Annotated in this window: 38 protein-coding genes; 3 read left to right on the top strand and 35 right to left on the bottom strand. The window is 66.1% G+C overall.

The annotated features are described in order from the left end of the window. Positions 1-289: 289 nt before the first annotated feature. The 3 genes from ACIN94_RS12235 to ACIN94_RS12245 all read left to right on the top strand — a co-directional run bounded on the left by ACIN94_RS12235 (position 290) and on the right by ACIN94_RS12245 (position 3,893). Positions 290-991 carry a CAP domain-containing protein gene (locus ACIN94_RS12235; protein ID WP_400703655.1) on the top strand — a complete coding sequence of 234 codons (702 nt, stop codon included), beginning with the start codon at positions 290-292 and terminating at the stop codon, positions 989-991. Between the two features lie 35 nt (positions 992-1,026). Then, the gene (locus ACIN94_RS12240; RefSeq protein WP_400703658.1) at positions 1,027-2,034 is read left to right on the top strand and encodes a hypothetical protein; all 1,008 of its coding nucleotides are present in this window, start codon (positions 1,027-1,029) and stop codon (positions 2,032-2,034) included. Positions 2,035-2,138: 104 nt separating this feature from the next. Beyond that, positions 2,139-3,893 carry a hypothetical protein gene (locus ACIN94_RS12245; protein ID WP_400703661.1) on the top strand — a complete coding sequence of 585 codons (1,755 nt, stop codon included), beginning with the start codon at positions 2,139-2,141 and terminating at the stop codon, positions 3,891-3,893. A 15-nt stretch (positions 3,894-3,908) separates the two neighbouring features. Here ACIN94_RS12245 and ACIN94_RS12250 read toward each other — a convergent pair whose 3' ends face one another. From ACIN94_RS12250 to tuf, 35 genes are all read right to left on the bottom strand, one after another. Then, on the bottom strand, positions 3,909-4,907 hold the full coding sequence (locus ACIN94_RS12250) for a tRNA pseudouridine synthase A (protein WP_400703664.1): 999 nt from the start codon (positions 4,905-4,907) through the stop codon (positions 3,909-3,911). A gap of 41 nt (positions 4,908-4,948) precedes the next feature. Continuing rightward, entirely contained in the window at positions 4,949-5,467 is a 519-nt protein-coding gene (gene rplQ / locus ACIN94_RS12255; protein ID WP_400703667.1) for a 50S ribosomal protein L17, read from the bottom strand. An 85-nt stretch (positions 5,468-5,552) separates the two neighbouring features. Beyond that, positions 5,553-6,569, bottom strand: a complete 1,017-nt coding sequence (locus ACIN94_RS12260; RefSeq protein WP_326819905.1) for a DNA-directed RNA polymerase subunit alpha — start codon at positions 6,567-6,569, stop codon at positions 5,553-5,555. A 98-nt stretch (positions 6,570-6,667) separates the two neighbouring features. Next, positions 6,668-7,294 (bottom strand): 30S ribosomal protein S4, encoded by a 627-nt coding sequence (gene rpsD, locus ACIN94_RS12265; RefSeq protein WP_355523649.1) that lies wholly within the window; start codon positions 7,292-7,294, stop codon positions 6,668-6,670. A 20-nt stretch (positions 7,295-7,314) separates the two neighbouring features. Then, positions 7,315-7,719 carry a 30S ribosomal protein S11 gene (gene rpsK, locus ACIN94_RS12270; RefSeq protein ID WP_020542285.1) on the bottom strand — a complete coding sequence of 135 codons (405 nt, stop codon included), beginning with the start codon at positions 7,717-7,719 and terminating at the stop codon, positions 7,315-7,317. A gap of 45 nt (positions 7,720-7,764) precedes the next feature. After that, entirely contained in the window at positions 7,765-8,145 is a 381-nt protein-coding gene (rpsM, locus tag ACIN94_RS12275; RefSeq protein ID WP_400703676.1) for a 30S ribosomal protein S13, read from the bottom strand. Between the two features lie 211 nt (positions 8,146-8,356). After that, entirely contained in the window at positions 8,357-8,470 is a 114-nt protein-coding gene (gene rpmJ, locus ACIN94_RS12280; RefSeq protein ID WP_003956441.1) for a 50S ribosomal protein L36, read from the bottom strand. A 24-nt stretch (positions 8,471-8,494) separates the two neighbouring features. Then, complete coding sequence (gene infA / locus ACIN94_RS12285; protein ID WP_012887858.1) at positions 8,495-8,716, bottom strand: translation initiation factor IF-1; 222 nt, start codon at positions 8,714-8,716, stop codon at positions 8,495-8,497. Positions 8,717-9,146: 430 nt separating this feature from the next. After that, a complete protein-coding gene (locus tag ACIN94_RS12290; protein WP_400703680.1) occupies positions 9,147-9,653 on the bottom strand; it encodes a hypothetical protein in 507 nt (168 codons plus the stop codon). 186 nt (positions 9,654-9,839) lie between these two features. After that, positions 9,840-10,301, bottom strand: a complete 462-nt coding sequence (locus tag ACIN94_RS12295) for a DUF1707 domain-containing protein (protein ID WP_400703683.1) — start codon at positions 10,299-10,301, stop codon at positions 9,840-9,842. 38 nt (positions 10,302-10,339) lie between these two features. Further along, positions 10,340-11,158, bottom strand: a complete 819-nt coding sequence (gene map, locus ACIN94_RS12300) for a type I methionyl aminopeptidase (protein ID WP_400703686.1) — start codon at positions 11,156-11,158, stop codon at positions 10,340-10,342. Positions 11,159-11,284: 126 nt separating this feature from the next. Then, positions 11,285-11,935: an adenylate kinase gene (locus ACIN94_RS12305; protein WP_400703689.1), complete on the bottom strand. Its 651-nt coding sequence runs from the start codon at positions 11,933-11,935 to the stop codon at positions 11,285-11,287. Continuing rightward, entirely contained in the window at positions 11,935-13,251 is a 1,317-nt protein-coding gene (secY, locus tag ACIN94_RS12310; protein ID WP_400703692.1) for a preprotein translocase subunit SecY, read from the bottom strand. The genes ACIN94_RS12305 and secY overlap by 1 nt, the downstream gene beginning before the upstream one ends. Before the next feature lie 176 nt (positions 13,252-13,427). Continuing rightward, complete coding sequence (gene rplO, locus ACIN94_RS12315) at positions 13,428-13,883, bottom strand: 50S ribosomal protein L15 (RefSeq protein ID WP_400703695.1); 456 nt, start codon at positions 13,881-13,883, stop codon at positions 13,428-13,430. A 2-nt stretch (positions 13,884-13,885) separates the two neighbouring features. Continuing rightward, positions 13,886-14,068 (bottom strand): 50S ribosomal protein L30, encoded by a 183-nt coding sequence (rpmD, locus tag ACIN94_RS12320; protein ID WP_012887849.1) that lies wholly within the window; start codon positions 14,066-14,068, stop codon positions 13,886-13,888. Between the two features lie 3 nt (positions 14,069-14,071). Then, a complete protein-coding gene (gene rpsE / locus ACIN94_RS12325) occupies positions 14,072-14,704 on the bottom strand; it encodes a 30S ribosomal protein S5 (protein ID WP_400703699.1) in 633 nt (210 codons plus the stop codon). Positions 14,705-14,744: 40 nt separating this feature from the next. After that, complete coding sequence (gene rplR / locus ACIN94_RS12330; RefSeq protein WP_184755546.1) at positions 14,745-15,128, bottom strand: 50S ribosomal protein L18; 384 nt, start codon at positions 15,126-15,128, stop codon at positions 14,745-14,747. Positions 15,129-15,130: 2 nt separating this feature from the next. After that, positions 15,131-15,673: a 50S ribosomal protein L6 gene (gene rplF, locus ACIN94_RS12335; protein WP_400703703.1), complete on the bottom strand. Its 543-nt coding sequence runs from the start codon at positions 15,671-15,673 to the stop codon at positions 15,131-15,133. Positions 15,674-15,690: 17 nt separating this feature from the next. Then, the gene (rpsH, locus tag ACIN94_RS12340; protein WP_012887845.1) at positions 15,691-16,089 is read right to left on the bottom strand and encodes a 30S ribosomal protein S8; all 399 of its coding nucleotides are present in this window, start codon (positions 16,087-16,089) and stop codon (positions 15,691-15,693) included. Between the two features lie 145 nt (positions 16,090-16,234). Further along, a complete protein-coding gene (locus ACIN94_RS12345) occupies positions 16,235-16,420 on the bottom strand; it encodes a type Z 30S ribosomal protein S14 (RefSeq protein WP_012887844.1) in 186 nt (61 codons plus the stop codon). A gap of 2 nt (positions 16,421-16,422) precedes the next feature. After that, entirely contained in the window at positions 16,423-17,007 is a 585-nt protein-coding gene (gene rplE, locus ACIN94_RS12350) for a 50S ribosomal protein L5 (protein WP_400703707.1), read from the bottom strand. Next, positions 17,007-17,312 carry a 50S ribosomal protein L24 gene (gene rplX / locus ACIN94_RS12355; protein ID WP_400703710.1) on the bottom strand — a complete coding sequence of 102 codons (306 nt, stop codon included), beginning with the start codon at positions 17,310-17,312 and terminating at the stop codon, positions 17,007-17,009. The genes rplE and rplX overlap by 1 nt, the downstream gene beginning before the upstream one ends. Next, on the bottom strand, positions 17,312-17,680 hold the full coding sequence (gene rplN / locus ACIN94_RS12360) for a 50S ribosomal protein L14 (protein ID WP_012887841.1): 369 nt from the start codon (positions 17,678-17,680) through the stop codon (positions 17,312-17,314). The genes rplX and rplN overlap by 1 nt, the downstream gene beginning before the upstream one ends. A gap of 174 nt (positions 17,681-17,854) precedes the next feature. Beyond that, entirely contained in the window at positions 17,855-18,136 is a 282-nt protein-coding gene (gene rpsQ, locus ACIN94_RS12365) for a 30S ribosomal protein S17 (protein WP_012887840.1), read from the bottom strand. After that, entirely contained in the window at positions 18,129-18,365 is a 237-nt protein-coding gene (gene rpmC, locus ACIN94_RS12370) for a 50S ribosomal protein L29 (RefSeq protein WP_012887839.1), read from the bottom strand. The genes rpsQ and rpmC overlap by 8 nt, the downstream gene beginning before the upstream one ends. Next, positions 18,365-18,784, bottom strand: a complete 420-nt coding sequence (gene rplP / locus ACIN94_RS12375; RefSeq protein WP_184538242.1) for a 50S ribosomal protein L16 — start codon at positions 18,782-18,784, stop codon at positions 18,365-18,367. The genes rpmC and rplP overlap by 1 nt, the downstream gene beginning before the upstream one ends. A gap of 2 nt (positions 18,785-18,786) precedes the next feature. Beyond that, a complete protein-coding gene (gene rpsC / locus ACIN94_RS12380) occupies positions 18,787-19,650 on the bottom strand; it encodes a 30S ribosomal protein S3 (protein WP_400703717.1) in 864 nt (287 codons plus the stop codon). Next, positions 19,650-20,003, bottom strand: a complete 354-nt coding sequence (rplV, locus tag ACIN94_RS12385; protein WP_012887836.1) for a 50S ribosomal protein L22 — start codon at positions 20,001-20,003, stop codon at positions 19,650-19,652. The genes rpsC and rplV overlap by 1 nt, the downstream gene beginning before the upstream one ends. A 115-nt stretch (positions 20,004-20,118) precedes the next feature. Beyond that, positions 20,119-20,397, bottom strand: a complete 279-nt coding sequence (gene rpsS / locus ACIN94_RS12390) for a 30S ribosomal protein S19 (RefSeq protein ID WP_012887835.1) — start codon at positions 20,395-20,397, stop codon at positions 20,119-20,121. 11 nt (positions 20,398-20,408) lie between these two features. Further along, on the bottom strand, positions 20,409-21,245 hold the full coding sequence (gene rplB, locus ACIN94_RS12395; protein ID WP_400703722.1) for a 50S ribosomal protein L2: 837 nt from the start codon (positions 21,243-21,245) through the stop codon (positions 20,409-20,411). Between the two features lie 88 nt (positions 21,246-21,333). Then, positions 21,334-21,636: a 50S ribosomal protein L23 gene (gene rplW, locus ACIN94_RS12400; RefSeq protein ID WP_184755541.1), complete on the bottom strand. Its 303-nt coding sequence runs from the start codon at positions 21,634-21,636 to the stop codon at positions 21,334-21,336. Further along, the gene (rplD, locus tag ACIN94_RS12405; RefSeq protein WP_400703725.1) at positions 21,636-22,283 is read right to left on the bottom strand and encodes a 50S ribosomal protein L4; all 648 of its coding nucleotides are present in this window, start codon (positions 22,281-22,283) and stop codon (positions 21,636-21,638) included. The genes rplW and rplD overlap by 1 nt, the downstream gene beginning before the upstream one ends. Further along, positions 22,280-22,933, bottom strand: a complete 654-nt coding sequence (gene rplC / locus ACIN94_RS12410; protein ID WP_400703728.1) for a 50S ribosomal protein L3 — start codon at positions 22,931-22,933, stop codon at positions 22,280-22,282. Before rplC ends, rplD begins: the two co-directional genes overlap by 4 nt. Positions 22,934-22,947: 14 nt before the next feature. Continuing rightward, complete coding sequence (gene rpsJ / locus ACIN94_RS12415; protein ID WP_012887830.1) at positions 22,948-23,256, bottom strand: 30S ribosomal protein S10; 309 nt, start codon at positions 23,254-23,256, stop codon at positions 22,948-22,950. A gap of 341 nt (positions 23,257-23,597) precedes the next feature. Continuing rightward, positions 23,598-24,791 carry an elongation factor Tu gene (gene tuf, locus ACIN94_RS12420; protein ID WP_400703733.1) on the bottom strand — a complete coding sequence of 398 codons (1,194 nt, stop codon included), beginning with the start codon at positions 24,789-24,791 and terminating at the stop codon, positions 23,598-23,600. Positions 24,792-24,889 lie beyond the last annotated feature (98 nt).

Raw genomic sequence — 24,889 nt, forward strand, 5'->3', positions numbered from 1 at the left:
GGACGCGCCGCGCATCGGTCTACAGAGGAGACCAATTCGCACACAACGAACTAGCAGGATACCGGCGCAGATGAGCAGGGGTCAAAACGACGCGACACTTCGCCGGTGTCCGCGAGCAGTCTACCGGCGACGGGAGAGTGCACGGGAATCGGCGCACTCAACTTCCACAGAACGGTTCCGACACGTTCTCGACATTCTCTTCTTCCTCATTGCAAACATCTCTATCTTTGACAGCGGTATGTGGCAGCTTCCTCACCCCCGGCATACCCAGCGGACCAGCCTGCGCCGCATGGGACTGTTCGCGTGCATGATGACGGTGCTGCTGCTCGGGTTCCTCATCGGCAGGGAGAGCCGCGGCGAGGAGACCCCTGACCAGATCTACCTGAACAACGCCGGACCTGTGAAGCCCACCCCCACCGGGCAGCGCGCGCCGCTCGCCAGGGTCGTCCGTCCCTCCCCCGCTCCCGTGACGACGCGGCAGCAGTTCCCGCCGCGCGTCCCCCGGGACTCCCGGACCCCGGCCGGCGAATTCACCGACGACGACGAAGCCCACTACATCCTCAACGGAGAGAGAGGGGGAGGGGAGGGCGGCACCTCCGTCTTCTCCCCCCTGACCTCGATGGAGAGGAGGATCATCCAGCTGACCAACGTCCAGCGCAGAAAATACGGCTGCGCCCCCCTCCGCATCGACAGGCGGCTGATCAGGTCGGCCAGGGCCCACTCGGAGGAGATGGGCCAGAGCGGCACCTTCTCCCACAGCTCCCCCGACGGCGCGTCGCCCTGGGACCGGATGGAGGCCGCCGGCTACCGCGACGGCGGTGCGGAGAACATCAGCCGCGGCTACGCCTCGGCCGCCGAGACGGTGCGGAGATGGATGGCGACCAGCAGCCACCGGGGCAACATCCTCAACTGCAGGCTGACCGCCACCGGCGTCGGGATCATGGAGGGCCCGGGCGGCCCCTGGTGGACGCAGGACTTCGGCTACTCCTGAGCCAACCGGCGCCGAGACCGGGCTACCCTCGGCGCATGGGTTTTCCCGGGGAGCCACCGCGCCGCCAGCCGTACGTCCAGCCTGACACGCCGCCACCCGCACAGGGCGAGCGCTGGTTCGAGCCCGCACCGCACAACCAGAGTCCTCGCGGATCCGAGTCGGTTCCGTACGGTCACGCCCCCCGCGGTGCCGAGGCGGCACCCTACGGTCAGGCCCCCCGTGATGTGGACCCCGCGGACACCGCGAGGCCCGCGCAGCCGGAACAGCCGGAGCCGCCGGAGCAGCCGCGGAAGGCGATGTGGAGCCCCTACGACGAGGGCCCACGCTCCCGGCGGCCGATCTTCATCGCTCTGGGCGCTCTGGGCGCGCTGATCGCCGGAGGCGTCGGCCTGGCCGTGCTCGCCAACTCCGATCCCCCTCCGGACCCTCATACGGCAGCCCCTCCCGCCCAGGCCTCCAGCGTGCCGCTTCCCAGCAGCCCGAAGGGCAAGTTCGGGTTCGCCGGCTCCCGGGCCACCGACCGCTACGCGCTCACGCTGAACGAGCTGTTCGGGCACAGGAAGGTGGCGCTGGGCCGTCAGAGGTACGAGATGACCACCCGCAGGACGGACAAGAAGTGCAATGACGCCGTGGTGGGCAGCAATATCCAGAAGGCACTCACCGCGGGCAGATGCACCCAGCTCCTGCGGGCGAGCTTCCGCGACACCGCAGGCGCGATCATCGGCACTGTAGGGGTCGCCAACCTCAGCACGTCGGCGGCTGCCTCCAAGGTCATCTCGGCCGGAGCCGGCAAGTCCCGGGAGGAATACCTCAAGGCGCTCCCCGGCAAGGACGACGTCACCAAATTTCTCGGGAAGGGCGAGGCGTTCGCGGGCGGATGGAGCCACGGGCACTACGCCGTCATGGTCTGGTTCCAGTACAAGGACGGCCACCTGCCGAAGGATGACGAGGTCAAGAAGCTCAACCAGGCGGCCTTCGGAGCGGTCGACGCGACCGTCACCCCCGCTCTGGAGGCCCGCTCGCTGACCGGAAAACGACCTTGAGCGTGAGCCCGTCGAGTCGATTTCCACCACAGAACCGGTGGGCGATACGGCTGGGAACGCCCATACCCGCATGACGATCTCCGGCTATCGCTACGCTTCGACGTATGCGTGGCCAGGAATCCGGGTCCGAACACGAACGCGAAGCCGAAGGTTCGGCCACACCGGCGACGCCTCCGCCGAGTTTCGGCCAGCCTTCGCCGCACGTGCCCCGGACCGCTCTCACAGGTGACGATCAGCCCTACGACCCCTCGGCGTGGCCGGAGCCGTCGCCGGGGACAGCCCAGCCGTGGACTGTCCCCGGCGACGGTGACGTTCCCTACGACTGGTTCGCCGACCCCGACGACGGCCTCCCCACCCCTCCGGGCCCCTCCGCCTCGCCGTGGGCCGTACCCCCACTCCCGACAGGAGCAGCAGCTTCTTCAGGAGCGGCAGGTCCTTCAGGAACGTCGATCGTGCCCGGAGCACCGCCGTGGCAGCCGCCGCCGGCCTTCACCGCCGCCACCGCCGATACGCAGCCGGGGTGGCCCTCCTCCGCCCCGGATGCCCACGGCGCTCCTCAACGGCCTCCGGCCACGGGAGAGCCCGCATGGCCCGGCCTTGAAGGGACCACGGTCCCTCACGGCGACGTCGCCGTCTGGCCGCCCTCCGCGGCCTTCCCCGGCAACCCGGACGAGAACACCGTCAAGGTCCACACCGCCAAACCCGCCGTGCCGGGTCACGAGGAGCCCCCGGGCTCCACGCCACCACCCGGACCGGGCTCCCCACCCTCCGTGCCTGCGTCCGCCGCGCAGAGCCCGGCGTCCCCACCGGAGCTGATGCCACAGGTGTCCCCGTCGTCCTCTGAACCCCTCATCGGTGTCGCCGTGCCGTCCCCGGCTCCGGCGACACAGCTTCCCGAACCGGTCCAGGATCCCGACTCCGGCAGGCCGGGGCTGTCTCCACCCGCCGAGGACCAGACCACCCCGCTGAGCGGCTCACCGATGACCGCGCCGCTGTTCCCGCTCGTTCCGGCGCCGCCCGCCCAGCAGCCGGCCCAACAGCCGGCGCCGTCGGCCGGGACGGTCGAACTGCGCGGCCCGTTCACCCCACCCTCAGCGGTCGTGCCCGAGGTTGCGGTCTCCTCTCCCGCCCCTCCCCCCCGCGGCAAGGCGGGCACTCTGCTGGTCGCGGCCGTGGTGGTGGTCGTGGTCGGTGGCATCGGCACCGGCGCCTTCTTCGCCTACCAGTCGTTCAACGCCAAGAAGGAGGCCAGTGCGGCTGTTCCGATCCCCATCCCCGAGGTCATCGACCCCACCGAGGATCCCGAGCCGTCCGCGCCGGAACCGGCCAACACCGCGGTGATCGACTCGGAGAAGACCGACCCGGGCAACCTGACCCTGGCCCGCACCTTCACCAAGAAGGTGACCATCGCGGGAGAGACCTTCGTCAGGGTCAAGACCGACGTCACCCAGCAGTGCCAGACGGCGGCGGCCGGAAAGTTCGCCGGCGCGCTGCGGAGTAAGGACTGCCGCCGGGTGTTGCGGGCCACCTACGTGGACAGCAAACGGAAGTACGCCGTGACGACGGGGATCGCGGTGCTTCCCACCCGGGAGTCCGCCATCGAGGTTGACAAGGCCAAGGACCTGAACAGCAACCTGTGGTTCCGCGGCCTGCCCGGCACTCCGGGCACCGGCGCCGAGCGGGTGCACATCGCGGGCGGCTACGCGGCAGGGCTGGTGTGGGGCCGCTACATCGTGTTCAGCTACGCCACATTCAGCGACGGCCACACCCCGACGGCGAGGGAGAAGGGTCTCGGCAAGGTCAGCGGTGCGTTCCGCGACCAGACCGCCCAGGTTGTCGAGCGCCGTGTGAGGAGCTGAGGGGGGAGACCTCCGTCACGCGCTGAGCGTGCGTACCCGGCGGGTCTCCCCGGCCCGCCGGGCCAGCTCCGCGGGCTCGGGATAGCGGACCTCCTCAAGGCAGAGACCGTGTGCCGGTGCGACGTGCACCCCGGAGTCCCGTACGGCCCGCGTCAGCACCTGCCCGGGCCAGTCCACTGGGAGGCGCCCCTCCCCGACGGGCAGCAGCGATCCGACGAGTGCCCGGACCATCGAGTGACAGAACGCGTCGGCCACCACCGTCGCGACGAGGATGCCGTCCTCCCTGATCCAGTCGAGCCGCTGCAGCTCGCGGATCGTGGTCGCGCCCTCGCGCTTCTTGCAGAAGGCGGCGAAGTCGTGCTCGCCCAGCAGGGCGGCCGCGGCCGCGTTCAGCCTGTCGAGGTCGAGCGGCCGGGTGTACCAGACGACCTCGCGGCGGCGGAGTGGGTCCACGCCGCCCGGGGCGTCCGAGATCCGGTAGGCGTACCGCCGGGACATCGCAGAGAATCGGGCGTCAAAGCCCTCAGGAGCCACCGTAACGCGATAAATCCTGACATCGGAGGGAAGAACTCCGGCCAGCCTTCTGCGGAGGCTGGAGAGACGCTCATCGAGATCGTCCGGCAGTCCGGGTCCGGCCTCGGCCGAAAGGACCGCACCGGCCCCGAGGGGGACGGAGGGCCCGGCGCCTGCGAGGGTGTCGCCACCGGCGGAGGCGCCGACGACGGACGCTCGTCGGCCGTGCCGGCTCTCCAGCGCGCCGAACGCCTCGGTTTCGAGATCCACATGGGCCACCTGACCCCGGGCGTGCACCCCGGCGTCGGTCCGCCCTGCCACGGTCAGTCCCGGCGGCTCGGGAAGCCTGAGGATCTTGCCGAGTGCCTCCTCGATCTCCCCCTGAACCGTCCGCCGCTCTGGCTGCTTCGCCCAACCGGAGAAATCGGTGCCGTCATATGCGAGGTCCAGGCGTAGCCGTACCACGATGTTCCTCCCGGAGAACGGGGTCGGGCCCGGCACCCCTGAAGGGGATGCCGGGCCCGATCACATGACCTGAAAGATCAGGCGTTGTCCTTCTTGGCCTCGGTCTCCTCAGCGGGAGCCTCGGCGACCTCAGCGGCCTTCGGCTCCTCGGTGACCTCGGTGGTCTCCTCGGCCTTGGGAGCCTCAGCCTTGGGGGCCTCGGCAGCGGCCGGAGCCTTGGTGGTGCGGACCGTGTTCAGCGGCTCGGACACCAGCTCGATGACGGCCATGGGGGCGGCGTCGCCCTTACGGAGGCCGATCTTCGTGATGCGGGTGTAGCCGCCGGGACGCTCGGCGAAGGTCGGCGCGATCTCCGTGAACAGGTGGTGGACGACACCCTTGTCACGGATGACGGTCAGCACCTGGCGACGGTTGTGCATGTCGCCCTTCTTCGCCTTGGTGATCAGCCGCTCCGCCACCGGGCGCAGGCGCTTGGCCTTGGCCACCGTGGTCTTGATCCGGCCGTGCTGGAACAGCTGGGTGGCGAGGTTGGCCAGGATCAGCCGCTCGTGAGCCGGGCTTCCGCCGAGACGGGCACCCTTTGCGGGCTGAGGCATTTCGTTCTCCTTGAGAGTGAACCCGCCCCGGCCGTACGAGGTACCGGGGTCAGGCCGGGGGTCCTATGACCCCCGATGTGCAAACTCAGTACTGCTCGGTCTCGACGTACGCGCTGTCGTCGTCGTCGTAGCCGCCGCCGGCCACCGCGCTGGGGTCGAATCCAGGCGGGGAGTCCTTCAGCGCGAGCGTCATCTCGTGCAGCTTCTGCTTGACCTCTTCGATGGACTTCGCACCGAAGTTACGGATGTCCAGCAGGTCCTGCTCGCTGCGGGCGACGAGCTCACCCACGGTGTGGATGCCCTCGCGCTTGAGGCAGTTGTAGGAACGGACCGTGAGGTTCAGCTCCTCGATCGGCAGCGCCAGGTCGGCGGCCAGAGCCGCGTCCGTCGGCGACGGGCCGATGTCGATGCCCTCGGCCTCGACGTTCAGCTCGCGGGCGAGACCGAACAGCTCGACGAGGGTCTTACCGGCCGAGGCCACCGCGTCACGGGGCTTCATGGACGGCTTGGTCTCGACGTCCAGGATCAGACGGTCGAAGTCGGTGCGCTGCTCGACACGGGTCGCCTCGACCTTGTAGGTGACCTTGAGCACCGGGGAGTAGATGGAGTCGATCGGGATACGGCCGATCTCCTGGCCCGGCTGCTTGTTCTGCGCCGCGGAGACGTAGCCGCGACCGCGCTCGACGGTCAGCTCCATCTCCAGCTTCGCCTTGCCGTTCAGCGTGGCGATGCGCAGCTCGGGGTTGTGCACCTCGACACCGGCCGGAGGCGCGATGTCGGCGGCGGTGACGTCGCCGGGGCCCTGCTTGCGCAGGTACATGACCACGGGCTCGTCATGCTCGGAGGAGACGACCAGTTCCTTGAGGTTCAGGATGATGTCGGTGACATCCTCCTTGACACCCGGAACGGTCGAGAACTCGTGGAGCACGCCCTCGATGCGGATGCTGGTCACAGCCGCGCCCGGAATGGACGACAGCAGCGTGCGACGCAGCGAGTTGCCGATGGTGTAGCCGAAACCCGGCTCCAGCGGCTCGATGATGAACTTCGACCGGGTCTCCTCGAGGGTCTCCTCGAGAAGGGTCGGACGCTGAGCGATCAGCATGTGGGTTCTCCCCTGCCTGGCGACGCCCGCTATTTGACGTCGCTCGAACAACAGCATAGGTGCCGTACGGCGAACCGCACGGCACCCCCCGTGAGCTACTACTTGGAGTAGAGCTCGACGATCAGCTGCTCCTGGACCTGGGTGTCAATCTGCTGACGGACCGGGAGCTGGTGGACCAGGACGCGCATGGCCTCCGGAGCGACGCCCAGCCAGGCCGGGAACGTCTTGTCACCGGAGGTGGCGCGCGCCACCTCGTAGGGCAGAAGGTTGCGCGAACGCTCGCGGACCTCGACGATGTCGTGCTCGCGGACGCGGTACGACGGGATGTCGACCTTCTTGCCGTTCACCAGGATGTGTCCGTGACGGACCTGCTGGCGGGCGGCGTCACGGGACTCGGCGAAGCCGGCGCGGTAGACCACGTTGTCGAGACGGCTCTCCAGGATCTGGAGGAGGTTCTCGCCGGTCTTGCCACCCTTGCGGTTGGCTTCCTCGTAGTAGTTGCGGAACTGCTTCTCGAGGATGCCGTAGATGCGGCGGGTCTTCTGCTTCTCGCGGAGCTGGAGCTGGTACTCAGACTCCTTCGGCCGGCCGCGGCCGTGCTCACCCGGCGGGTAAGGACGGATCTCGATGGGGCACTTCGCGGACTCGCACTTCTTGCCCTTGAGGAAGAGCTTGGTCTTCTCACGACGGCAGAGCTTGCAGTCCGCTCCGGTGTAACGAGCCATTTCTCTCTATCTCCTGGGGCTCAGACGCGCCGACGCTTGGGCGGACGGCAGCCGTTGTGCGGCACGGGGGTGACGTCCTGGATGGACCCAACCTCGAGGCCGGTCGCCTGCAGCGAGCGGATCGCGGTCTCACGGCCGGAACCGGGGCCCTTGACGAAGACGTCGACCTTGCGCATGCCGTGCTCCATGGCGCGGCGAGCGGCGTTCTCGGCGGCCATCTGCGCGGCGAACGGGGTGGACTTACGCGAGCCCTTGAACCCGACGTGGCCGGCACTGGCCCAGGAGATCACGTTCCCGTTCGGGTCGGTGATCGAAACGATCGTGTTGTTGAACGTGCTCTTGATGTGGGCGTGCCCGTGAGCGACGTTCTTCTTTTCCTTGCGGCGCACCTTCTTAGGGGCACCCTGACGGCTCTTAGGAGGCATTCTTTGCCTTCACTCCTGAGGTCTTCGGTCCTGCGGCTGCGCGGACTACTTCTTACCGGGCTTCTTCTTACCGGCCACGGTCTTCTTCTTGCCCTTACGGGTGCGCGCGTTGGTCTGCGTACGCTGACCGTGCACGGGAAGGCCACGGCGGTGCCGGATGCCCTGGTAGCACTGAATCTCGATCTTGCGACGGATGTCGGCCTGAACTTCGCGACGGAGGTCACCCTCGATCTTGTAGTTCGCCTCGATGTAGTCACGCAGCGGCACGAGCTCTTCGTCCGTGAGCTGGTGAACCCGGAGGTCACCGCTGATGCCGGTGGCCTTGAGGGTCTCGAGCGCACGCGTGCGGCCGATTCCGAAAATGTAGGTGAGAGCGATCTCCAGCCGCTTGTCGCGGGGGAGATCGACGCCAACCAGGCGAGCCATGGTCGGGCATTCTCCTTCGTTATGGCGGAGGTCCTACGCCTCACTTCCCCTCCCCATGCCCGGGGTGAGGGCCCCGGCCTCCGACCGGGGGTCTCCTGCGGGGTACGGCCAACGGCCGCCTGCGCAGGTGTGAAACGTGATTACTTTGCGGCCTCACATGAGTCGAGTCCGCCACCAGTGAGCGGACTCTCGCAAGGCCTGTTCTCTACGACTAGCCCTGACGCTGCTTGTGGCGCAGGTTGTCGCAGATCACCATGACGCGACCGTGCCGGCGGATCACCTTGCACTTGTCGCAGATCTTCTTGACGCTCGGCTTGACCTTCATAGTCCTTATTCGTCCCTCAGACGCTTACTTGTATCGGTAGACGATCCGCCCACGACTGAGGTCGTAGGGGCTCAGTTCGACGACAACCCTGTCGTCAGGAAGGATCCGGATGTAGTGCATCCGCATCCGCCCGCTGATGTGGGCCAGGACCTTATGGCCGTTGTCGAGCTGCACCCGGAACATCGCGTTCGGGAGCGACTCAACCACAGTGCCCTCGATCTCGATGGCGCCGTCTTTCTTGGCCATGTCCCTCGCGTTTCACTGATCGGTCGTCTGAGGCTTCGGAACACTAAGCAGCCGCGACCCAGCGCTTCGATGAGAGCGGCGGTTGCGACACCGCCGACGCGCAATGGTCATAGTGAACCGAAGAAGGAGTGTACGGCACCGGGCGAGGAAATGCGAAACACACGGCCGGCACCTTGACACAACCGCTACTCAGGATACCCCAGATCCGAGAGGAGACACCCGGAACGGTACATCGCATGAGCGATTACATGGTCATCAGGGGAACGTCCGGCCTGGTCGGAGCCGCCATCGCAGGTCACCGGCCTCAGCCGCCGCCTGCCTGCCGGACCGTTCACCCGGACAGCCGGGAACAGGCCCCTGAATCCGTGCCCGCCCGGAACGCGGCCCCGCCGATGAGCAGCATGAAACAGTTCCGGACGGGCACGGAGCTCTAGCGATCGCTCCGCCTCCGGTATCCGTGCACCAGCATGGAGCTCGCCCCCAGGGCTGTCACGATCACGACCAGCGATCCGAAAAGCCAGGAGGTACGCGCGGAATGATCGGCGACGGCCATCGCGAGACTCTCGTCACCGGCGCTCGGGCCGGTGTCCGGAGGGATGTCGCCCACGACGAAGGTGCCGTCATAGGGACCGCCCTCAACACAGCGGACGGTGACGGCATAGGTACCGGGTGCGGCGTGGGGGCTGATCCGCACGGCCCCCTGCGTCACGTGGTCGTGCCGGCGGAGCCGGGCCATGGTGGCACTGAACGCCGCCGAATAGGCGGTCGCCGGAGTGCCGCACGGACCGGCGGAGATGCTGACGGTCTGTCCCGGCCGGGCGGTCGACGGCGTGACCTCCACGCCACCGATCCCGGTCATGCCGCCCGCGAACACCAGGGCCACCGCACTGCCCACCACGGCTCTGGCCGTCACCACGGGGTCTCGCCCAAGGCCCATTCACCCACCCCCACCTCATGGCCTGCTCGACAACGATCATCTACCCGGCCCCATCAAGGTCAACTACCGAGGGTGGTAAAGCTCTGACACAACGCGAAAAACCCTCCGATGACCATGGTCATCGGAGGGTTCCGTGTGATCGGTACGCCGAGAAGGAAGCACACGCCCGGGGTCGAGCGTGGACTGTTACCGGTCCGGCCGGTTGCCGAGGCCGGTGGTGATGGTGGTGACCAGCAACACCGCTCCCCACGGACCCATCACCCACAGCGGCCAGGGATAGGGGAAGTGGAAACCACCCGTCGCTCCGATGATGAACCAGATCACCCAGTTGACGCTGCTCGCCACCGCCCAGGCGCTCCATGCCGCCGTCAGCCCCTTGCTCTGCGCCCGGTGGACGTCACGCCGCTCACGCCGCTCACGCCGCTCCGGACGGCCGGCGGCGGCTCCCTGCAGCTCGCGCAGGTCGACGTCGGGAAGGTCGGAGGTGAGCGTGACGAGCTCGCCGTAGGTCTTGCTCGTGTAGAGCTGCTCCAGGCGCTGGTCGAACTCCTCGACGGTGAGACGGCCCTGCGCGTAGTGCTCTCGTAGGACCGAGGCGACCTTGTCCCGGTCTCCATCCGACGCCCGCATCTCCGGACCAGTCGCCATCATCGATCACATCCGCTCGCCGGCGGGCGGTGTTCAACCTAGCCCGCGTCTCCCAACAGGTCGGCAAGCCGCTCTTTCCCCCCGTCAAGCGCGGTCAGTACCCAGGGTCCATTATGTGTCACCGCGACGCTGTGTTCGAAGTGAGCCGAGGCCTTGCCGTCGACGGTGACGACGGTCCAGTCGTCGGACAGCACCTTGGTCCGGTCGGTGCCGAGGTTCACCATCGGCTCGACCGCGAAGCACATGCCCGGCTCGAAGCGCGGTCCCCGACCGGGCTTGCCGTGGTTGGCGACCCAGGGGTCCATGTGCATCTCGGTGCCGATGCCATGCCCGCCGTACTCCCGGGGGATGCCGTAGCGGCCCTGGGAGCGGACGTACTTCTCCACCTCGTGGCCGATGTCGGACAGGTGGCGCCCCGTGGTGAGCGCGGCGATGCCCCGCCACATGGCCTCCTCGGTCACCCGCATCAGCTCGGTCAGCTTGGGGTCGACCTCGCCGACGGGGACCGTGATGGCCGAGTCGCCATGCCAGCCGTCCAGGATGGCGCCACAGTCGATGGAGATGACGTCGCCCTCCCGCAGCGGGCGCTGGTTGCTCGGAATGCCGTGGACGACCTCGTCGTTCACCGACGCGCAGATCGTCGCGGGGAAGCCCTGGTAACCCTTGAAGGAGGGGATCGCTCCCTCGTCCCGGATCGCCTTCTCCGCGATCACATCAAGGTCCAACGGTGTCAGTCCCGGCCGCACGCTCTCGCGGAGCAGCTGCAGGGTCCGTCCAACCACCAGACCCGCCGCCCGCATCTTCTCCAGCTGCTCGGGCGTCTTCATCTGAATTCCGTGCTTGTTCTTCTTGAACACGTGCGCACCCCCTGGGGTGGTTCAACGGGCAATCCGGGAGTCCAATTCCCCCGATTGTGCCCTAAACGACAGCACGCCACCCATGGGGACTCATGGGTGGCGTGCTGACTGGATGTTCTCTGGTCCTCAGTCCTTGAAAGGACTCAGGGCCTCCATCGCGCGCTGGGTGATCTCTTCCACCGGACCGGTCGCGTCCACCCCGACGAGGATGCCCTCGTCGGCGTAGAAGGAGACGAGCGGAGCGGTCTGCTCCTGGTAGACCTCCAGCCGGTGCCGGACGGTCTCCTCCTTGTCGTCGTCCCGCTGGTAGAGCCGCCCGCCGCAGGCGTCGCAGACGTCGTCCTTCTTGTCATCGAAGTCGACGTGCCAGATGCGACCGCACTGGCTGCAGGTCCGGCGGCCGGCCAGCCGGCGCACGACCTCCTCGTCATCGACCACGAGCTCCAGGACGATGTCCAGAGCGACGCCGAACTCCTCGAGCATCTTCTTCAGAATCTCGGCCTGAGGAACGTTTCTGGGGAAACCGTCGAGCAGGAAGCCGTCCTGCGCGTCGCTCTCCAGAAGACGGTCACGGACCATCGCGATGGTGACCTCGTCGGGTACGAGATCACCGCGGTCCATGTATTCCTTGGCAAGCTTGCCGAGTTCCGTGCCGCCCGAAACGTTGGCACGGAAGATGTCACCTGTCGAGATCTTCGGGATGGACAGGTTCGATGCGATGAACTGGGCCTGAGTCCCCTTACCCGCTCCGGGGGGCCCTACCAGAACGAGACGCACTACTTCAGGAAACCTTCGTAGTTGCGCTGCTGGAGCTGGCTTTCGATCTGCTTCACGGTGTCAAGGCCGACACCAACCATGATCAGAATGCTCGTCCCTCCGAACGGGAAGTTCTGACTCGCGCTGACTATCGCCAGTGCGATGATCGGGACCATGGCGATCAGGCCCAGGTAGAGCGCACCGGGAGCGGTGAGTCGCGTGAGCACGTAGTTCAGGTACTCGGCCGTCGGCCGACCCGGGCGGATACCCGGGATGAATCCACCGTACTTCTTCATGTTGTCAGCCACTTCAACGGGGTTGAAGGTGATGGACACGTAGAAGTAGGTGAAGAAGACGATGAGTACGAAGAAAGTGATCATGTACGCCGGAGTGTCGCCCGTGACCAGGTTCTGCTGGATCCACTGGATCACCTTGTTCGGCTCTTCCTGAGCGTTGCTGAAGAGCGTCGTGACCAGCTGCGGGAGATACAGCAGTGAGGAGGCGAAGATGACGGGGATGATGCCCGCCTGGTTCACCTTCAGCGGGATGTAGGTCGAGGTCCCGCCGTACATCCGGCGGCCGACCATGCGCTTGGCGTACTGCACCGGAACCCGGCGCTGGGCCTGCTCGACCATGACCACCAAGGCGATCATTGCGATACCGGTCACGATGACCACCGCGAAGACGAAGAGACCCTTGGTCCGGGCGATGTTCATCAGTTCGGCCGGGAAGACCGCGATGACCTGCGTGAAGATCAGAATGGACATGCCGTTGCCGACGCCGCGGTCGGTGACGAGCTCGCCCAGCCACATGATGACGGCGGTGCCGGCCGTCATCGTCAGCACCATCGTGATGATGGTGAAGACGTTGTCCTTGTCCAGCAGGATGTCCTCGCGACACTGCGGGAAAAGCTGCCCGGTGCGCGCGAGAGCGATGAAAGCCGTTGACTGGAGAACGGCCAGACCGATCGTCAGATAACGCGTATACTGAGTGATCTTGGTCTGACCTGCCTGTCCCTCCTTCTTGAGGGCCTCCAGGCGAGGAATCACCACTACCAGAAGCTGAAGGATGATGCTCGCGGTGATGTACGGCATGATGCCGAGCGCGAACACCGACAGCTTCAGCAAGGCGCCACCGCTGAACAGCTGCACCATGCCGTAGATGTTGCTGCTATCGCCCGCCTGTGCCTGCTGGAGGCATCGGGCGATGTTTTCGTTGTTGACACCCGGAGTCGGAAGAACCGAGCCGAGCCGGAACAGCGCGATGATGCCCAGTGTGAAGAGCAACTTGTTGCGCAGGTCCGGCGTACGGAACGCTCGGGTAAACGCGGTCAGCACGGTCCCTCCTGCGCGCCTGAAAGGCGAGGTCGGTCAGCGATGGTGCGGGGGTGGTCCATCTTTTGCATCTCAAGTTAGTGAGCCCGCGGAAATGAGTTGAGGCTCACTATCCAGCGAACTCTAACGCACTACGGGCACGGGGGCCCATTATGAGCCCCCGCGCCACGTCATTATGCCTACAGCTCGGAGATGGAGCCCCCGGCAGCGGCGATCTTCTCCTTGGCGCTGGCGGAGAAGGCGTGCACCTGCACGTTCAACGCCACGGAGATGTCGCCGGTTCCCAGGACCTTAACGAGCTGCCTCTTGCGGACCGCGCCCTTGGCGACCAGCGTCTCGACGGTGACGTCGCCACCCTCGGGGAACAGCTCGCCGAGCTTGTCCAGGTTGACGACCTGGTAGGTCGTCTTGAACAGGGCGTTGGAGAAGCCCTTCATCTTGGGCAGACGACGCTGGAGCGGAACCTGGCCACCCTCGAAACCGAGAGGAACCTTGTTCCGGGCCGTCGTGCCCTTGGTGCCACGACCGGCGGTCTTGCCCTTGGACGCCTCGCCGCGGCCCTTACGGACCTTCGACTTGTTGGCGCCGGGGGCCGGACGCAGGTGGTGGATACGGAGCGGAGTGTTCTCTGCCATGTCTAGTCGACCTCTTCCACGGTGACCAGGTGCGTCACCACGGTGACCATGCCGCGGATCTCCGGGCGATCCTCCTTGACGACGACGTCGCCGATTCGCTTCAGACCGAGCGAACGCAGCGAGTCACGCTGGTTCTGCTTGCCACCGATCTTGGAGCGGACCTGAGTGATCTTCAGGCGTGCCATCGGCTAGCTCACCGCCTTAACCGCCGCGGCCTCGGCGATGCCCTCGGCGCGAGCCTTGAGCATGGCCTTGGGGGCGACATCCTCGATCGGCAGACCACGGCGGGCCGCGATCTCCTCGGGGCGGCTGAGGCCCTTCAGAGCGGCCACAGTGGCGTGCACGATGTTGATCGGGTTGTCCGAGCCGAGCGACTTGGACAGCACGTCGTGAATGCCGGCGCACTCCAGCACGGCGCGCACCGGGCCACCGGCGATGACGCCGGTACCGGGCGAGGCCGGACGGAGGAAGACGACACCCGCGGCCTCTTCACCCTGCACGATGTGCGGGATGGTGCCCTGAATGCGGGGCACCCGGAAGAAGTGCTTCTTGGCCTCTTCGACACCCTTGGCGATGGCCGCGGGCACTTCCTTGGCCTTGCCGTAGCCGACACCGACCATGCCGTTGCCGTCACCGACGATGACGAGGGCGGTGAAGCTGAAGCGACGACCACCCTTCACGACCTTGGCCACTCGGTTGATCTTTACGACGCGCTCGATGTACGAGACGCCCTTGTCAGCGTTGCCACCGCGGCGATCGTCACGACGACCGTCACGCCGCTCGCCACCGGCGGCGCCACCGCGACGCGGAGCTCCAGCCATCAGTGGTTCCTCTTCTCGTTGCTCTTGTTAGAACGGGCCATCAGAACTCCAGCCCGCCTTCACGGGCGCTGTCCGCGAGGGCCGCCAGGCGACCCGCGTAGCGGTTTCCGCCACGGTCGAACACGACCGCGGTGATCCCGGCAGCCTTGGCCCGCTGAGCGAGAAGCTCGCCGACCTGCTTCGCCTTGTCGGTCTTGGCGCCCGGCGCCGTGCGCAGGGAGGCGTCCATGGTGGAGGCGCTCACCAGCGTGTGGCCCTGGGCGTCGTCGACGATCTGCACGAACAGGTGTCGCGTGGAACGATTGACGACCAGACGCGGGCGCGCGGCCGTACCGACCACCTTCTTGCGGACTCGGCCGTGGCGGCGGGCCCGCGAGACGGCGCGGGCGGCCGTGTGCTTGCCGAACGCAGTCTTGCCAGCCATGCCTACTTACCAGCCTTTCCGACCTTGCGGCGGATAACTTCACCCTGGTAACGCACACCCTTGCCCTTGTACGGGTCGGGCTTGCGCAACTTGCGGATGTTCGCGGCGATCTCGCCGACCTTCTGCTTGTCGATGCCGTCCACGTGGAACAGGGTCGGCTTCTCGACGCGGAAGACGACACCCTCGGGGGCGTCGACGATCACCGGGTGGCTGAAGCCGAGAGCGAACTCGAGCTGAGTCGGGCTCTTGGCCTGAACGCGGTAACCGACGCCCACGATCTCCAGGGTCTTGGAGTAACCCTGGGTCACACCGGTCACCATGTTGGCGATCAGCGTGCGAGACAGGCCGTGCAGCGCACGGACCTTGTTCTCGTCGTTGGGACGAGTGACGGTGACGGTTCCGTCGTCGCCCTTGGCGACGACGATCGGCTCCGCGACCGTGTGAGAGAGCGTGCCCTTAGGGCCCTTGACCGTGACATCCCGGCCGTCGATGGCGACGTCCACGCCGTTCGGTACAGGGATGGGCAGCCGTCCGATACGTGACATGCTGTGATTTCTCCCTTCTACCAAACGAAGGCGAGGACTTCCCCGCCCACTCCACGCTTGCCGGCCTGCTTGTCGGTCATGAGGCCACCGGACGTCGAGATGATCGCGACACCCAGTCCGCCCAGGACTCGAGGCAGGTTGTCCTTCTTTGCATAGACCCGCAGGCCGGGCTTGGAAACCCGGCGCAGGCCCGCGAGCGACCGCTCACGGCTCGGCCCGAACTTGAGCTCCACCACGAGGTTCTTTCCGACCTTGGCGTCCTCGACGCTCCAGGCCTGAATGTAACCCTCCTGCTGAAGGATCTCGGCGATGTGCGCCTTGATCTTCGAGTACGGCATCGCCACGGTGTCGTGGTACGCCGAGTTCGCGTTTCGCAGACGCGTCAGCATGTCTGCGATCGGGTCGGTCATCGTCATGGCCGGTGGCCTTCCTCACCGCGGTTTCCACAAGGGACCTGCGGTGTGGTCATGGGCGCTTGAGGCAGCGCCCGGTGAATACGACTTCTATTGACTAGCTGGGGATGACCGCGCAGCCCGTGGTGTTCACAGGCCGCGCGGGCGGCTACCAGCTGGACTTGGTGATGCCAGGCAGCTCGCCCCGGTGCGCCATCTCGCGGAAGCAGATACGGCACAGGCCGAACTTCCTGTAGACGGCGCGGGGACGACCACAGCGCGAGCACCGAGTGTACGCCCGGACCTCGAACTTGGCCTTACGAGCAGCCTTGACCTTGAGCGACGTCTTCGCCATGATCAGGCCTCCTTGAAGGGGAAGCCGAGAAGCTTGAGCAGCGCCCGGCCCTGGTCGTCGGTCTTAGCGGTGGTCACGACAGTGATGTCCATACCACGCTGGCGGTCGACCTTGTCCTGGTCGATCTCGTGGAACATGACCTGCTCGGTCAGACCGAAGGTGTAGTTGCCGTTGCCGTCGAACTGCTTGGGCGACAGGCCCCGGAAGTCACGGATACGGGGCAGCGCCAGCGACAGCAGCCGGTCCAGGAACTCCCACATGCGGTCGCCACGCAGCGTGACGTGCGCACCGATCGGCATGCCCTCGCGCAGCTTGAACTGGGCGATGGACTTGCGGGCCCGGACAACCGCCGGCTTCTGGCCGGTGATCACGGTGAGGTCGCGGACGGCGCCGTCGATGAGCTTCGAGTCGCGTGCGGCCTCACCGACACCCATGTTCACCTTGATCTTGGTGATCGTGGGTACCAGCATGATGTTCTCGAACCCGAACTCCTCGTTCAGCTTCGCGATGATCTCTTCGCGGTAGCGCTGCTTGAGGCGCGGAAGCGGCCGCCCGGTCTGGGCAGACTCAGTGGTGTTCGCGGTCATCAGTTGTCCTCACCCGACTTGTCAGAGGCGGCCTTGGCCGACTCCTTCTTGGCAGGCTTGTCGTCATCCTTGAGCTTCTTGACGTTGCTCACGTGGATGGGAGCCTCCATGGTCTGCACGCCGCCGGTCTTGGCGCCACGCGGACCCTGGTTGGTCTCCTTGGAGTGCTTCTTGATCATGTTGACGCCTTCGACCACGACGCGCTCCTCGCGCGGGTGGGCGGCGAGCACACGACCCTTGGCACCCTTGTCCTTGCCGGCGATGACCTGGACCAGGTCACCCTTCTTGACGTGAAGCTTCGGCATTACAACACCTCCGGAGCGAGCGAGATGATGCGCATGAACTTCTTGTCACGCAGCTCACGTCCGACGGGACCGAAGATACGCGTGCCACGAGGGTCACCGCTGTCCTTGATGATCACGGCGGCGTTCTCGTCGAAGCGGATGTAGGAGCCGTCGGGCCGGCGGCGCTCCTTGACAGTACGGACGATGACCGCCTTGACGACGTCGCCCTTCTTCACGGTGCCGCCAGGAATGGCGTCCTTGACCGTGGCGACGATGATGTCGCCGATTCCCGCGTAGCGCCGACCCGAGCCACCGAGCACACGGATGCAAAGAACTTCTTTCGCACCCGTGTTGTCGGCGACCTTGAGTCGCGACTCCTGCTGGATCACTTGTACTCCTGTTTGTCTCGCTGGTTCTCACCGACGGTGAGCCTTGCGGAACTGATGTGGTCTTGTTCCCCCGGCGACAGACGAGCCGCCGCCGCAGGCGGAGCGAAGATCGACCTCGCCCCCTTGGACACCAGCATGGGGGGTGACCGGGTCACCCCCCACGAGGCGCGTTTCTTACTTGGCCTTCTCGAGAATCTCGATGACCCGCCAGCGCTTGCTGGCCGACAGCGGCCGGGTCTCCATCAGGAGGACACGGTCGCCGACGCCGCAGGCGTTGGCCTCGTCGTGCGCCTTGTACTTGGTCGTCCGACGGATGACCTTGCCGTACAAGGGGTGCTTGACACGGTCCTCGACAGCGACGACGACGGTCTTGTCCATCTTGTCACTGACGACCAGACCCTCGCGGGTCTTGCGGTAGTTCCGCGTCTCGGTTGTGCTCTCGGCTGTCTCAGCCATCGATCGACTCCTTCTCAACCGTAACAATGCCGAGCTCCCGCTCGCGCATCACGGTGTAGATACGGGCGATCTCGCGGCGGACGGCACGCAGCCGCCCGTGGCTCTCCAACTGGCCGGTCGCGGCCTGGAAGCGGAGGTTGAACAGCTCCTCCTTGGCTTCCTTCAGCTTCTGAACCAGGGTGTCCTGGTCCTCCACCCGCAGCTCACCGGCGGTCAGGCCCTTAGCCATCACGCCTCACCCACTTCACGCTTAACGAACCGGCACTTCATCGGGAGCTTGTGCATCGCACGACGCAGGGCCTCGCGAGCCACCGGCTCAGCGACACCCGACAGCTCGAACATGATTCGGCCGGGCTTGACGTTGGCGATCCACCACTCCGGCGAACCCTTACCGGAACCCATGCGGGTCTCGGCCGGCTTCTTGGTGAGGGGACGGTCCGGGTAGATGTTGATCCAGACCTTGCCGCCACGCTTGATGTGACGAGTCATGGCGATACGAGCCGACTCGATCTGGCGGTTGGTCACGTAGGAGTGCTCAAGCGCCTGAATACCGAACTCACCGAACACCACCCTGGTGCCGCCCTTGGCAGCGCCGTGACGGTCGGGCCGGTGCTGCTTGCGGTGCTTGACCCTGCGAGGGATCAGCATGGTCAGCTCCCTTCAGCACCCGGCTGCGTAGCCGGGCCGGTCTCGGGGGCAGCCTGGGAGGCCGCCTCGTTCCTGGGGGCACGGTCGCCACGAGCTGCACCGCCACGACGGGGGCGGTCGCCACCGGCGCCACCACCACGACGGGGACGGTCGCCACCGGCACCGGGGCCGCGACGGTCGTCACGGTCCCGACGCTGGCCCGCACGAGCACCGGCGGCAGCCGCCTCACGCTCGGCGCGGCTGGTCGGAGCCTCACCCTTGTAGATCCACACCTTCACGCCGATACGGCCGAAGGTGGTACGGGCCTCATAGAGGCCGTAGTCGATGTCCGCACGGAGCGTGTGCAGGGGCACACGGCCCTCGCGGTAGAACTCCGAACGGGACATCTCAGCGCCACCCAGACGACCGGAGCACTGCACCCGGATGCCCTTGGCGCCGCTCTTCATGGCCGACTGCATCGCCTTGCGCATGGCCCGACGGAACGAGACACGGCTGGACAGCTGCTCGGCCACACCCTGAGCGACGAGCTGGGCGTCGATCTCGGGGTTCTTGACCTCAAGGATGTTGAGCTGGACCTGCTTCTTGGTCAGCTTCTCGAGATCGCCACGGATCCGGTCGGCCTCGGCGCCGCGGCGGCCGATGACGATGCCCGGACGGGCGGTGTGAATGTCGACCTGAACCCGGTCGGTGGTCCGCTCGATCTCCACCTTGGAGATGCCGGCCCGCTCCATGCCCTTCTTGAGCATGCGACGGATCGCCACATCCTCGGCAACGTACGACTTGTAGAGCTTGTCGGCATACCACCGGCTCTTGAAGTCGGTCGTGATGCCGAGGCGGAACCCGTGCGGGTTAACCTTCTGACCCACTAGCGGGTCCTCCCCTTCGGCTCGCGGGACTCCACGATCACGGTGATGTGGCTCGTCCGCTTGTTGATCCGATAGGCACGACCCTGAGCGCGGGGACGGAACCGCTTCAGCGTCGGGCCCTCGTCGACCCACGCACGGCTCACGAAGAGCGTGTCGCGGTCGAGCTTGAAGTTGTGCTCCGCGTTGGCAATGGCGCTGGACAGCACCTTGTACACGGTCTCGCTCGCCGACTGGGGAGCGAACTGCAGCACGGCCTGCGCCTCCGAAGCGGGCAGCCCGCGAATGAGGTCCACCACGCGGCGGGCCTTCATGGGCGTGTGGCGCGCGAACCGCACCTGAGCCCTGGCTTCCATCGCTTACTCCTCTTACCTTCTGCTTCGTGTCGGTCGAGTCCGTCTCGCCTTGCAACGATCAGTACGGCTGTCGCCTTCTGACCGTTTCCGGCTCGACTTCCTCTCCCTAAGGCGCTTACCGCCGGCTGCGGCGGTCTTCCTTGACGTGGCTGCGGAACGTCCGCGTCGGCGCGAATTCTCCGAGCTTGTGGCCGATCATCGACTCGGTGACGAACACCGGGACGTGCTTGCGGCCGTCGTGAACGGCGATCGTGTGACCGAGCATGTCGGGAACGATCATGGAGCGCCGCGACCACGTCTTGATGACGTTCTTGGTGCCCTTCTCGTTCTGGACATCCACCTTCTTCTGAAGGTGGTCGTCCACGAAGGGACCCTTCTTAAGGCTACGTGGCATTTTGGCTGCTCCTACCGCTTCTTCCGCTTGGTCCGACGACGGATGATCAGCCGGTCGCTGGCCTTGTTCGCCGCACGAGTACGACCCTCGGGCTTGCCCTTGGGGTTGACGGGGTGACGACCACCGGAGGTCTTACCCTCACCACCACCGTGCGGGTGGTCGACCGGGTTCATCGCGACACCGCGGACGGTGGGGCGCTTGCCCTTCCACCGCATACGGCCGGCCTTACCCCAGTTGATGTTGGCCTGCTCGGCGTTGCCGACCTGGCCGATGGAGGCCCGGCAGCGGACGTCGACCTGGCGCATTTCGCCGGACGGCATACGCAGCGTGGCGTACTGGCCCTCCTTGGCGAGCAGCTGGATCTGCGCACCGGCGGACCGGCCCAGCTTGGCGCCACCACCCGGACGGAGCTCCACCGCGTGGATGAAGGTACCGGTCGGGATGTTGCGCAGCGGGAGGCAGTTACCCGGCTTGATGTCGGCCGCGGGGCCGTTTTCGATCTTGTCGCCCTGCTTGAGGCCGGTCGGGCAGAGGATGTAGCGCTTCTCCCCGTCGGCGTAGTGCAGCAGAGCGATGCGGGACGTGCGGTTCGGGTCGTACTCGATGTGAGCGACCTTCGCCGGGATCCCGTCCTTGTCGTGGCGCCGGAAGTCGATGATCCGGTAAGCACGCTTGTGCCCGCCACCCTGGTGGCGGGTGGTGACCCGGCCGTGGACGTTACGGCCACCCTTGCCGTGCAGGGGTGCAAGCAGCGACTTCTCGGGCGTGCTGCGCGTGATCTCGGAGAAGTCCGAGACACTGGCGCCGCGGCGACCCGGGGTCGTCGGCTTGAGTTTACGGATGCCCATCTTTTTCGTTCATCCTTCGTCGGTTAATCCGGTCGAATGCCCCTCGCCTCCCGGCGAGGGGCGTTCTCCCTGTTACTTAGCGAGCGGGTCAGCCGACCTGGCCGAAAATGTCGATCCGGTCGCCCTCAACCAGGCTCACGATCGCGCGCTTGGTGCTGGGACGCTGGCCGTAGCCGGCCCGGGTCCGCTTGCGCTTGCCCTGGCGGTTGATGGTGTTGACGCTGGCAACCTTGACACCGAAGATCTTCTCGATGGCAATCTTGACCTGCGTCTTGTTGGCCGTCTTCCGCACCAGGAACGTGTACTTGTTGTGCTCGTCGATCAGGCCGTAGCTCTTCTCGGACACAACCGGCTTGATGATGATGTCGCGCGGGTCGGCGATCTTCTCCATCAGGCGTCTTCCTTCCCGCTCTTGCTCAGACGCGTGACGACCTGGTCGTACGCCTCCTGAGTGAAAACGACGTCGTCGTAGCAGAGCACGTCGTAGGTGTTCAGCTGCCCGGCGTCCAGCAGGTGGACCTCGGGAGCGTTACGCAGGCTCAGCCAGGTGAGCTCGTCACCCTCGTCCACGACGACCAGGACGCTACGGGTCTGCGTGATCTTCCGCAGCGACTCGAGAGCCGCCTTGGTCTTCGGGGTCTCACCCTGGACCAGACCGCTGACCACGTGAACGCGGCCACAGGCTGCCCGGTCGGAGAGGGCGCCACGCAGGGCGGCGGCCTTCATCTTCTTGGGGGTCTTCTGGGAGTAGTCCCGGGGGAGCGGACCGTGAACGGTGCCACCGCCGGCGAACTGCGGAGCGCGGGTCGAACCCTGACGGGCGCGGCCGGTGCCCTTCTGGCGGTACGGCTTCTTGCCGCCGCCACTGACCTCACCACGGGTCTTGGCCTTGTGGGTGCCCTGCCGGCGAGCGGCGAGCTGGGCCACGACGACCTGGTGGATCAGCGGAACGTTGACCTTGGCGGCGAAGACGTCGCCAGGCAGGTCGACGGTGCCGGTCTTCGCTCCGCTCACGTCGAGGACGTCAATGGTGCTCACTTGGCAGCCCCCTTCTTGGCAGCGGTACGGACGAGAACCAGGCTGCCGTTGGCGCCGGGAATCGCACCCTTGATCAGGATGAGACCCTTCTCGGCGTCCACGGCGTGGACCTTGAGGCTCTGGATGGTGGTGCGGACGTTACCCATCCGACCGGCCATGCGCAGGCCCTTGAAAACGCGGCCCGGGGTGGCGCAGCCACCGATGGAACCAGGCGAACGGTGCTTGCGCTGGGTACCGTGCGAGGCGCTCAGACCCTTGAAGCCGTGGCGCTTCATGACACCCGCGAAACCCTTGCCCTTGCTCTTGCCCGTCACGTCGACGAACTGGCCGGCCTCGAAGGTGTCGGCGAGGAGCTCCTGGCCCAGGGTGTAGTCGCTCGCGTCGTCGGTACGGATCTCCGTGAAGTAACGACGCGGGGTGATGTCGTGCTTGCGCAGGTAGTCGCCGAGCGGCTTGTTGACCTTCCGCGGGTCGACCTGCCCGAAGCCGAGCTGCACGGCGGAGTAGCCGTCCTTCTCGGGGGTGCGGACGCGGGTCACGACGCACGGACCGGCCTCGACGACGGTCACCGGGACCATCCGGTTGTCCGCGTCGAAGACCTGGGTCATGCCGAGCTTCTTGCCCAGGACGCCCTTGATCTGCTTAGCCATGTCAGTGCGTTCCCTCAGAGCTTGATCGAGATGTCAACGCCGGCGGGGAGGTCGAGTCGCATAAGCGAGTCGACCGTCTTCGGCGTCGGGTCGATGATGTCAATGAGCCGCTTGTGCGTGCGCATCTCAAAGTGCTCGCGGCTGTCCTTGTACTTGTGCGGCGAGCGGATGACGCAGTACACGTTCTTCTCGGTCGGCAGCGGCACCGGGCCCGCGACCTTAGCGCCAGTCCTCGTCACCGTCTCGACGATCTTCTTGGCCGAGCTGTCGATGACCTCGTGGTCATAGGCCTTGAGCCGGATGCGGATCTTCTGTCCCGCCATAATGGCCTCGGTGTCCTTCGCTGTCGTCTGAAAAAGTTACGTGCGGCCTGTTGCCGCTATGTTGACGGTCGAGTCCGTCTCGCCGTGTGACCCGCGGATCCGTCTCGGACGTCTCCGCCGTTCCCGGCTCGCTTTCCTCTCCCGTTCCCCCACGTAGCAGACCTTGTCAATCTGCGCTTTCTTCCGTGATCTGGCAGTCACCTCGGTCACGTGACGGCCGAACCGACTGCGAGATCACGGTTCGTGGGGTAGTGCTGGAGGGACATGCCGTACGGCACGGACCTCCTCGTGGTGTGGCGGCCGGTCCTGCGATGAGGGCCGGCCGCCACTCCGCGATGGTACTACTTGATGATCTTGGTCACTCGACCCGCACCGACGGTGCGGCCACCCTCACGGATGGCGAACTTGAGACCGTCCTCCATCGCGATGGGCTGGATCAGCTGGACGCTCATCTCGGTGTTGTCACCGGGCATGACCATCTCAGTGCCCTCGGGCAGGTTCACAACACCGGTCACGTCAGTCGTACGGAAGTAGAACTGCGGACGGTAGTTGTTGAAGAACGGCGTGTGGCGGCCACCCTCGTCCTTCGACAGGATGTAGACCTGAGCCTCGAACTCGGTGTGCGGGGTCGTCGTGCCCGGCTTGATGATGCACTGGCCGCGCTCGACGTCCTCACGCTTGATACCGCGCAGGAGCAGACCGACGTTGTCGCCCGCCTGGCCCTCGTCGAGGAGCTTGCGGAACATCTCGACACCGGTGACCGTGGTGGTGGTCTTGGCGTCCTTGATGCCGATGATGTCGACGGTCTCGTTGACCTTGACGATGCCACGCTCGATACGGCCGGTGACGACGGTGCCGCGACCGGTGATCGAGAAGACGTCCTCGACCGGCATGAGGAACGGCTTCTCGGTCTCACGAGCCGGCTGCGGGACGTTCTCGTCCACAGCGGTCATGAGCTCGATGATGCTGTCGCCCCACTTCTCGTCGCCCTCGAGCGCCTTCAGCGCCGAGACGCGGACGACCGGCAGGTCATCGCCGGGGAACTCCTGGGCGGAGAGGAGCTCGCGGACCTCGAGCTCGACGAGCTCCAGGATCTCCTCGTCGTCCACCATGTCGGCCTTGTTCAGGGCGACGACGATGTAGGGGACGCCGACCTGGCGGGCCAGGAGGACGTGCTCCTTGGTCTGCGGCATCGGACCGTCGGTGGCGGCGACCACGAGGATCGCGCCGTCCATCTGAGCCGCACCGGTGATCATGTTCTTCACGTAGTCGGCGTGACCGGGGCAGTCCACGTGAGCGTAGTGGCGCTGCTCGGTCTGGTACTCGACGTGCGAGATGGAGATCGTGATACCACGAGCCTTCTCCTCGGGCGCCTTGTCGATCTTGTCGAACGCGGTCGCCTCGTTGAGGTTCGGAAGACGGTCGTGGAGCACCTTGGTGATCGCCGCGGTCAGAGTGGTCTTGCCGTGGTCGATGTGTCCAATGGTGCCGATGTTTACGTGCGGCTTGGTCCGCTCGAACTTGGCCTTGGCCACTGCTCTGTCTCCTTAGAGATTCTGACTTGACTTGCGTCTTCGTATTCGGGTTTGGGGAGGCCGGCTCCTCTCGGACCCGGCTGACGAGCAGTTACTCG

The organism is Streptosporangium sp. NPDC087985, from assembly GCF_044741965.1.
In the GTDB taxonomy this organism is placed as follows: Bacteria; Actinomycetota; Actinomycetes; order Streptosporangiales; family Streptosporangiaceae; genus Streptosporangium.

Bases quoted from the DNA above. Each gene is read 5' to 3' on its own strand.
- ACIN94_RS12235 (WP_400703655.1), top strand. From the start codon at position 290: ATGGGACTGTTCGCGTGCATGATGACGGTGCTGCTGCTCGGGTTCCTC.
- ACIN94_RS12240 (WP_400703658.1), top strand. From the start codon at position 1,027: ATGGGTTTTCCCGGGGAGCCACCGCGCCGCCAGCCGTACGTCCAGCCT.
- ACIN94_RS12245 (WP_400703661.1), top strand. From the start codon at position 2,139: ATGCGTGGCCAGGAATCCGGGTCCGAACACGAACGCGAAGCCGAAGGT.
- rplQ (WP_400703667.1), bottom strand. From the start codon at position 5,467: ATGCCTCAGCCCGCAAAGGGTGCCCGTCTCGGCGGAAGCCCGGCTCAC.
- ACIN94_RS12260 (WP_326819905.1), bottom strand. From the start codon at position 6,569: ATGCTGATCGCTCAGCGTCCGACCCTTCTCGAGGAGACCCTCGAGGAG.
- rpsD (WP_355523649.1), bottom strand. From the start codon at position 7,294: ATGGCTCGTTACACCGGAGCGGACTGCAAGCTCTGCCGTCGTGAGAAG.
- rpsK (WP_020542285.1), bottom strand. From the start codon at position 7,719: ATGCCTCCTAAGAGCCGTCAGGGTGCCCCTAAGAAGGTGCGCCGCAAG.
- rpsM (WP_400703676.1), bottom strand. From the start codon at position 8,145: ATGGCTCGCCTGGTTGGCGTCGATCTCCCCCGCGACAAGCGGCTGGAG.
- rpmJ (WP_003956441.1), bottom strand. From the start codon at position 8,470: ATGAAGGTCAAGCCGAGCGTCAAGAAGATCTGCGACAAGTGCAAGGTG.
- infA (WP_012887858.1), bottom strand. From the start codon at position 8,716: ATGGCCAAGAAAGACGGCGCCATCGAGATCGAGGGCACTGTGGTTGAG.
- ACIN94_RS12290 (WP_400703680.1), bottom strand. From the start codon at position 9,653: ATGGGCCTTGGGCGAGACCCCGTGGTGACGGCCAGAGCCGTGGTGGGC.
- ACIN94_RS12295 (WP_400703683.1), bottom strand. From the start codon at position 10,301: ATGGCGACTGGTCCGGAGATGCGGGCGTCGGATGGAGACCGGGACAAG.
- rplO (WP_400703695.1), bottom strand. From the start codon at position 13,883: ATGGCAGAGAACACTCCGCTCCGTATCCACCACCTGCGTCCGGCCCCC.
- rpmD (WP_012887849.1), bottom strand. From the start codon at position 14,068: ATGGCACGCCTGAAGATCACTCAGGTCCGCTCCAAGATCGGTGGCAAG.
- rpsE (WP_400703699.1), bottom strand. From the start codon at position 14,704: ATGGCTGGAGCTCCGCGTCGCGGTGGCGCCGCCGGTGGCGAGCGGCGT.
- rplR (WP_184755546.1), bottom strand. From the start codon at position 15,128: ATGGCTGGCAAGACTGCGTTCGGCAAGCACACGGCCGCCCGCGCCGTC.
- rplF (WP_400703703.1), bottom strand. From the start codon at position 15,673: ATGTCACGTATCGGACGGCTGCCCATCCCTGTACCGAACGGCGTGGAC.
- rpsH (WP_012887845.1), bottom strand. From the start codon at position 16,089: ATGACGATGACCGACCCGATCGCAGACATGCTGACGCGTCTGCGAAAC.
- ACIN94_RS12345 (WP_012887844.1), bottom strand. From the start codon at position 16,420: ATGGCGAAGACGTCGCTCAAGGTCAAGGCTGCTCGTAAGGCCAAGTTC.
- rplE (WP_400703707.1), bottom strand. From the start codon at position 17,007: ATGACCGCGAACACCACTGAGTCTGCCCAGACCGGGCGGCCGCTTCCG.
- rplX (WP_400703710.1), bottom strand. From the start codon at position 17,312: ATGCCGAAGCTTCACGTCAAGAAGGGTGACCTGGTCCAGGTCATCGCC.
- rpsQ (WP_012887840.1), bottom strand. From the start codon at position 18,136: ATGGCTGAGACAGCCGAGAGCACAACCGAGACGCGGAACTACCGCAAG.
- rpmC (WP_012887839.1), bottom strand. From the start codon at position 18,365: ATGGCTAAGGGCCTGACCGCCGGTGAGCTGCGGGTGGAGGACCAGGAC.
- rplP (WP_184538242.1), bottom strand. From the start codon at position 18,784: ATGCTGATCCCTCGCAGGGTCAAGCACCGCAAGCAGCACCGGCCCGAC.
- rplV (WP_012887836.1), bottom strand. From the start codon at position 20,003: ATGGAAGCCAGGGCTCAGGTGCGGTTCGCGCGCCACACGCCCATGAAG.
- rpsS (WP_012887835.1), bottom strand. From the start codon at position 20,397: ATGCCACGTAGCCTTAAGAAGGGTCCCTTCGTGGACGACCACCTTCAG.
- rplB (WP_400703722.1), bottom strand. From the start codon at position 21,245: ATGGGCATCCGTAAACTCAAGCCGACGACCCCGGGTCGCCGCGGCGCC.
- rplW (WP_184755541.1), bottom strand. From the start codon at position 21,636: ATGGAGAAGATCGCCGACCCGCGCGACATCATCATCAAGCCGGTTGTG.
- rplC (WP_400703728.1), bottom strand. From the start codon at position 22,933: ATGGCTAAGCAGATCAAGGGCGTCCTGGGCAAGAAGCTCGGCATGACC.
- rpsJ (WP_012887830.1), bottom strand. From the start codon at position 23,256: ATGGCGGGACAGAAGATCCGCATCCGGCTCAAGGCCTATGACCACGAG.